Source organism: Mycobacterium sp. NGS15, assembly GCF_059813245.1.
In genome coordinates, this window is sequence record NZ_JCALEF010000023.1 from 1 (window position 1) to 290 (window position 290).

General features: G+C 58.3%; 1 protein-coding gene. It reads left to right on the forward strand.

Annotated features, from left to right (window positions below):
- Positions 1–104: 104 nt before the first annotated feature.
- Positions 105–290 (forward strand): helix-turn-helix domain-containing protein (locus tag AC5Y5C_RS24880; RefSeq protein WP_499975985.1); only part of this gene is annotated, 186 nt, incomplete at its 3' end.

The window sequence follows — 290 nt, forward strand, 5'->3', positions numbered from 1 at the left end:
TGTATTGCGTCGGGTGATGCGTGACATTTTGTCTCCGGTTGATGGGCGACAGTGTTTCGGCTGATGCTTGACAGTTGTTTCGGCTGATCCTTGACACTCCCTTGATGAGGGAGTTGAGCGTGGCCGAGCAGAGGTATCAGGCCGTGTTGGCCGTGATCAGCGATGGTTTGTCGATATCGCAGGTGGCATCGAAGTGTGGGGTGTCGCGTCAGACGTTGCATTCGTGGTTGGCCCGCTACGAGCAAGCGGGCCTGGAGGGGTTGATCGATCGGTCGCATCGGCCGGCGAGT